The following is a 6,639-nucleotide window of genomic DNA, read 5'->3' on the forward strand; positions in this document are numbered from 1 at the left end:
GAACAGGTACCCGCAAAATTTACAAACAATTCTGAATTGGGGTGGAGTTGTGTGAGGACCTGGTACCTTTCGTCTCACGCATAGGTATCTCATTTAGGACGGCAGGTCAACTTTAGTAATTCGTTGACGTGCCGTCCTGTTTTGATTCCTTCGTATACTCTTTCTTAGCTTCATCAAAAATTTTAATTTGAGCAGAAAATGTTAGTGCAGATATCGTGATGACTACTGATAATAAGCTGACTCCGTTAAATAAGGTGATGGAATCTTGGTTTTCTATCCAAGCATATAAACTTTTTAAGGCCTGAGATTCTTCAAATTCTACTTTGGACTTCCACTTCTTCATACCAAATAAAGTGAAATAGGCTATGAGTATGACAGATAATAAGCTGTTCACAATGGTGATATTCAAATATTGTTTTTGTTTATCCAAGTCCATAGTCTTTGAGAGCTCTTTCAAGCTCAATTCCTCGACTTCATCTTCACTGTGTTCTTTTTCTGAAGGAAACACTCGCTTAAGTACAAGGAAGTATAGGAAGTTAAAGAAATAAATTAGTATAATGTATACCGCGGACAGATAAGCAAGGAAGCCTATTACAGAGACATATCCTGCTGTGTTTAAATTCGGAGTCAATAAAGAATAAAAAGCGGCAATCGAGATAATTAGAAAAAGTGAGAGTGAAATTCCGTAATACTTTGGATAAGCTCTTTCCTTTTTATGTTTGCGATACCAAATGACTAAAAATAAGGCTATTGCAAATACCATATAAAAAATAAACAAAATCGGTAATTTGCTATGAAAGATCAAGATTATTGGAATGGCACAAAACATCAAGATATATAGTGTAATCTCCATACCACTCAATTTACTAAAGTCTGCTAACTTCAAAGCTTTTCTCACTATCATCCCTCACTTGTACGAATAAGTAATACAATCGTTACTCTAAGTATATCAGCAAAAGCAACGCTATATATGATTCTATTTGATATACATTCATAGTGAAGTGTCAGAAACCAACGGGAATGTAAAAATCATCATGAAAGTTTGACACACAGATACCTTTAATAAAACTTTCCCTCTTATGTTGAAACTATTTTAGTAATTCTACGTCTGTACGCTGATTATAAAACTAGTATGTTGAGAAAGGGTGATAGAGGTGAAGAAATTATTTGCAGTAGTTACTGTATTCTTATTGGCGTGCAGTTTACCGTTGTCAGCGGCTGCAGCCAATAAGCAAGTGTTTTATGATGTGCCGCCTTCCAAGCATTTTGCGGAGGCAGTGAATGAGTTGGCTGCACGTAACATCATAGGAGGTTATCCTGACGGTACGTTCAAGCCCGGGAATTCGATTACGCGAGGACAAGCTGCAGCGATTATCGCGAGGATGATCGGTCTGGATACATCGAATGTAAAAGGCAAAAAGTTTAAAGATGTATCAGTATCTTATGGTTTTTATAATGCGGTTGCAAAAATGGCGGAAGAAGGAATTATTGGTGGGTACCCAGACGGTAGTTTTAAACCGGATGAGCCGATTAAGCGTAAAAATATGGCTGCGATTCTTGTGAAAGCATTCGATTTACCTCGTGATGTGAATGTGAAAAACCCATTCATAGGAGAAGTGGGCATTACAAACGACGTACTCGTTATTTACAAACTCGGCATTACTTCAGGTACCTCACCTACAACTTTCAGTCCGAACGCATCGATTACGAGAGGGCAAGCTTCAAAAATGCTTGTGGCGACAGAGCAAGTCATGCTGAAGAATGCCGTAAAGCTGGAAGCGGGTAATTTAGGATGGGATACGATCACAGCGGTTATCGATGATCAAGTGAATCCGAGCGTATTTCGTGCAGTAAAAGTGAAAGGGAAAAACGACACGCTAAGTCAAGTTCAATTATTGCCGGTCAAAGAAGGAACAGGAGGAGTAGTCATTTGGGGAAGTGACGCAGAACTTAATACGAAGTATCAAAAATATTATGTTCATGTGAAAAAAGAGGTCAGCGAACTACGTTTGACGTTAGAAAAGACGGATGACTCACTGCCGACACTGGTATCGCTCAATACGAAATATAAACCCGTACAAAATATAGCTCTGGCCAAGACGGACGGAGAGAATATCTCTGCCAACGTAACGATTGAAAAAAATGAATATAATTTTACGTATATTAGGATTGAAAAGCCGGGCGATTATATCGCGACGGTTCGCTTTTCGAATGGAGACGAAGTGCGCTACAGAGTGACAGCTTTTGAAATGGATGACAGCTTTTTATATGGTACAAATTCGGTAGAAATAGGACCGCCTGTTGACCCGCTTGATCCGGCAAACCCGGAGAAGCCGTTGCCAGGGCAGCTGACGACTTATCTGCCCGAGGATCTGCAGGATGCCGATTACAGAATTGCTCATGTAATGCTCACCATGATGGGGCAGAAAGTGACGCACTATCCAGCCGATTATCTGATCACCGATCCCATCAAAGACGGACCGTACGGCGAAATGCGTGAAATCGAATTTTACGAAAGACAGTTCGGTAAATACAACGAAATGGCGAAGCAGAACATCCTCTACTTAAAATGGTTTACCAAAGAGGATTCGGTCGTTGGCGAGATGCTGAACCGCTGGCTTGAAGGCGATTTCTCACAAGTGACTAAGGACTATCGAACGTTACGCGCGATGACAGACGATGATTACGGCAACTGCGCCGATGTATGTCGGGACGACTTCATCAAAGCACGTACTAAACGGGCGGAAGAATATTTCCTTAAAACAGTTTCCGGAGCAGAAGCTGTAAAACGTTTCCATGCGGAATGGGGAACAGAATAAATACTGTCAGTCTGCTTGGAGTTTTAGAGTACCAGGTCCCAACACAATTCAGATACAATTCTGAATTGAACTAGAGTTGTGTGTGGACCTGGTACCTATTATCACCCGTGCGATGACAGCAAGGACGATGAATATTATGCAGGATACCGGTTATACGTACTATTCACGGACGGCACCAGCACATACCGCTACGATCATGAGGGCAAAGAAGAGAACGGTTTGGACTACCGGCGCATTACCAATGAGACGGAATATGAAGACATTCCCCGACTGGGCTTTGTGCAGGGTTCCTCGTACTATGGGGAAGGATACGATGACTGGAACCATTACGATCAATATATCCCGCATCCTTTCGTGGTGACACAGATTCAACATCATGATGATATAGGGCCGGTTGGTTACGGGAACGGGTGGATTACCTCTACGTACGGAAAGAAAACAGTTCGGGGTACAGAGTATCGTGATGTGCTAGTTGTTGAAAGCTACTTCCCGTGGAATAAAGAAACGGTGATTGAATACTACGCAAAAGATATTGGCTTGATCCAGCGAGTGGACAGTTCGGGGAATGAGATGTACGGACTGGTGAAGCGTGTGAAAGATTAAGCGTAGGGACTTGGTCTTCAATCAATTTCGGAATTATTCTGAATTGCTCGGAGACTTGGTCCTTTACTAAAAGAACTATGTATATATATCAGATTCCTGTCCATACTAAATAGCGCAAATGAACTCTCTTTCCAAAGTAGCTCAGCGGTAGAGCAATCGGCTGTTAACCGATCGGTCGCAGGTTCGATTCCTGCCTTTGGAGTACATAAAAAACTCTCCCGACCGGCTATGTGCGGTTAGGAGAGTTTTTTGTTTTGCGCAGGCACTTCATTCATCATCCCATGCTGTTCCGTTCACACGTTTTTCACTCATCAGTTCACTGACGGTACCCAGACGAAAACCTTTCTTCGTGATTTGTTTAATCATATCTTCCATTCCTTCAGCTACAGGTTTAGTCGGGTGCATTAAAACCATCGAGCCGTTCTCCACTTGAGATACTACCCTGTTCACCATTTCATTAGTCGCCGGCTTTTTCCAGTCGACTGTATCTACCGTCCATAAAACCGTATGCATTCCTAGCCGGCTTGCGGTTTCCACCGTTTGCTGATTAAAACTGCCGCTTGGCGGACCGAACCATTTGGGCGATGTAATCCCAAGTGTTTTTATGATGACATCATTTGTCTTTTTTAACTCTTCCATTGTTTCAGCTTCTGATTTCTGCTGTAAATCGGGATGGCTGTATGCGTGGTTTCCAATTTCATGCCCCTCCTTATAAATCAATTTAGCTAAATCGGGATTTTTACTTACCCAGCTGCCGTCGAAAAAGAAGGAGGCTTGGATTTTATGCTTCTTCAGTACATCCAAAATTTCAAGAATATATTCATTACCCCAGGCAACATTAATTAAAAAAGACACCATCGGTTTATCCGGATTTCCTTTGAAAATGGGGTGGGGGCCTAGATCTTTCAAATGAACAGAGGGGGAAGTTTCTTTGTAAACGACTTTTGATTCATCCAATTTGCCAGTCGCTTTCATTTTTCTGTAACTGGCTTCCAGATCCACTTCCAGTCCATTGTAGCCGGGGATGGCTTTCCAAACTCTGTCGACCTTTGCATCAACCGCGGGGATATGATGCGCCTCGCTGAATGATTCTAATTCTGTCGTCAGTCTGTCTTTGCTAGTTTTAGATGCGGAGGCAGTGCTTACTAGATTCGTATCTGCTCCCCAGTGATTGGTAAAAATAATCAGGTAAAGTATTCCTATACAAGCAATGAAAGAAATAAGCCAGAAACGTTTCAGTTTATATCACCTCTTTTCTAGTCAGTAGTGTTTCCTGTACTTGAATATGTATGCATCGGTACCAGGTCCCTAAACAATTCAGAAACAATTCTGAATTGAACTAGAGTTGTATGGGGACCTGGTACTTATTACTATCCGTATACTTCCTCTATAAATTGCAATACTAAGCTTGTTATCATTTATTTTACATGTGGGAGGCGAAGGATATGGCAAAGGATTCTGGCCCGAGTTGGAAAAAGGATCATCCGGGCACGTTTTTTGGTAATTCGGTAGAGAAAGCAGACCGTGCAGTGAAACAAGCGATGTCTCATCCAGAAGAGATGGCAATCGAGCATGCGTTTAATGCAATCGAGCGTGCTGAAAACGCGTTTAGGAATGCAGAGCAATTTAACAGTGAGTTAGATACGATTCAGCAACATAAGGGGCAGTTGGATTTGATCAAGCAGCAATTGAATGAAGCCCAAATGAAAAAAGGCGAGTAATCCATCATGGACCTAAGTCAACTTAGTACTTTAAAAAGCAGGTATCTGCGTGAGTAACATACGTGGATGTTTAAACCATCATGAAGGAGGTTTTTTCATATCCAGAAAATTAGTAGCCTCTATTAAAGAGCAGGCGATTAGGCTGGATGACCCGTCTGTATTTGACCGGCTTCTGAAAGACATAGGAGAAGGACAGATTGTGATGATTGGTGAAGCGACGCATGGAACTTCTGAATTCTATCGATTGCGCGCCGAATTCTCAAAACGTCTCATACAGGAAAAGGGTTTCGCTGCCATTGCTGTGGAAGGCGACTGGCCGTCTGTACAGAGAATAAACAGCTATGTCAAATGCTACAATGATGAGACATCCCTCAACGAGTTGCTGTCGCGTTCATTCAGCAGATGGCCGGCATGGATGTGGGCGAATGAAGAAATTGAAGAATTTGTCACGTGGCTTGCTAATGAAAACAGGCAACGTGGTTCAGACTCCTCAGTCGGCATGTACGGTATCGACCTGTACAGCTTATACGATTCTATCGATGAAGTTATGAACTTCCTGGAAAGCCATTCATCCTACGGTGCCGATCTAGAACTTGCCAAAAAAGCATTCTCCTGTTTTGAACCGTATAATCGGATGCCCGAACACTATGCCTTGTCTTCTGCCCACTTCACTGATCAATGCATAACAGAGGTAACGAGCCTACTGGAATCCATCCGAATAAATGAAGAGCACTATCCCCGCGCGCATGAGCAAGACTTGAACCTGACAATGAACGCTCTGGTAGCGAAAAATGCGGAAGCCTATTACCGGGCGATGCTTCAGGATGATGCACTGTCATGGAATATTCGCGATACCCATATGGCAGAAGCAATTAAGGAAGTACAAAATTATTACGGCAAAGACGCCAAAATTATTGTGTGGGAACATAACACCCATATCGGTGACGCATCGGCGACTTCAATGACAGACCATGGATTGACAAACGTCGGCCAGCTGATCCGGGAGCAGAATGGTAGGGACAATACGTACGCGATTGGTTTCGGCACATATGAAGGGACGGTCATTGCAGGAAGCAGTTGGGGAGAAACTCCGGAAGAAATGGTCATACCGCCTGCACGTTTTAATACATGGGAAGGCCAACTGCACGCAGCGGGCGCACATGACAAAATGCTGTTGTTCAATGATGAGAACCGAAAGCAGTTTGACGAATGGATCGGCCACCGCGCAATCGGTGTGGTCTACCATCCCGAGTTTGAAGCCCACGGCAACTTCGTCCCGTCCCGCATCAGCGAACGCTACGACGCCTTCCTATATATCGACCGCTCGACTGCGTTGAGGCCGTTAAGCTGGTAAAGAAGGTACCAGTAGTCAAGCCCCTTAAAAATGGACACGAAAGTTTATGTACAATTGTGTGTGTTATGCACTTTCCAAATACCTAGCCAGGAATGCTTCGGGAGACAAATAACCTAAGCGTTTTTGGCTACGTATTTCTTTG

The 6,639-nt window shown here is 43.0% G+C and carries 6 protein-coding genes and 1 tRNA gene; 5 read left to right on the plus strand and 2 right to left on the minus strand.

All coding sequences use genetic code 11. The annotated features are described in order from the left end of the window. Positions 1-112 precede the first annotated feature (112 nt). Positions 113-898 (minus strand): hypothetical protein, encoded by a 786-nt coding sequence (locus tag CSV60_RS11945; RefSeq protein WP_099637140.1) that lies wholly within the window; start codon positions 896-898, stop codon positions 113-115. A gap of 256 nt (positions 899-1,154) precedes the next feature. On the opposite strand from CSV60_RS11945, the gene CSV60_RS11950 reads away from it, so the two are divergent. The 3 genes from CSV60_RS11950 to CSV60_RS11960 all read left to right on the plus strand — a co-directional run bounded on the left by CSV60_RS11950 (position 1,155) and on the right by CSV60_RS11960 (position 3,624). Further along, on the plus strand, positions 1,155-2,819 hold the full coding sequence (locus tag CSV60_RS11950) for an S-layer homology domain-containing protein (protein ID WP_158233176.1): 1,665 nt from the start codon (positions 1,155-1,157) through the stop codon (positions 2,817-2,819). A 78-nt stretch (positions 2,820-2,897) separates the two neighbouring features. After that, complete coding sequence (locus tag CSV60_RS11955; protein ID WP_143565343.1) at positions 2,898-3,422, plus strand: hypothetical protein; 525 nt, start codon at positions 2,898-2,900, stop codon at positions 3,420-3,422. A gap of 130 nt (positions 3,423-3,552) precedes the next feature. Next, positions 3,553-3,624, plus strand: a tRNA-Asn gene (locus CSV60_RS11960). A gap of 65 nt (positions 3,625-3,689) precedes the next feature. Here CSV60_RS11960 and CSV60_RS11965 read toward each other — a convergent pair. Next, a complete protein-coding gene (locus tag CSV60_RS11965) occupies positions 3,690-4,397 on the minus strand; it encodes a polysaccharide deacetylase family protein (RefSeq protein ID WP_233189612.1) in 708 nt (235 codons plus the stop codon). A gap of 470 nt (positions 4,398-4,867) precedes the next feature. Between CSV60_RS11965 and CSV60_RS11970 the strand changes: the two genes are divergently transcribed. Together CSV60_RS11970 and CSV60_RS11975 are read left to right on the plus strand one after the other, a co-directional pair. Next, positions 4,868-5,143, plus strand: a complete 276-nt coding sequence (locus CSV60_RS11970) for a DUF2564 family protein (RefSeq protein ID WP_099637144.1) — start codon at positions 4,868-4,870, stop codon at positions 5,141-5,143. A 49-nt stretch (positions 5,144-5,192) separates the two neighbouring features. Continuing rightward, complete coding sequence (locus CSV60_RS11975; protein ID WP_233189613.1) at positions 5,193-6,497, plus strand: erythromycin esterase family protein; 1,305 nt, start codon at positions 5,193-5,195, stop codon at positions 6,495-6,497. The last annotated feature ends 142 nt before the right edge of the window (positions 6,498-6,639 follow it).

This window comes from Sporosarcina sp. P7, assembly GCF_002743425.1.
Taxonomy (GTDB): Bacteria; Bacillota; Bacilli; order Bacillales_A; family Planococcaceae; genus Sporosarcina.

What these genes read in the sequence shown, in the direction of transcription:
- CSV60_RS11965 (WP_233189612.1), bottom strand. Translation starts at nt 4,397, where the DNA reads ATGAAAGCGACTGGCAAATTGGATGAATCAAAAGTCGTTTACAAAGAA.
- CSV60_RS11970 (WP_099637144.1), top strand. Translation starts at nt 4,868, where the DNA reads ATGGCAAAGGATTCTGGCCCGAGTTGGAAAAAGGATCATCCGGGCACG.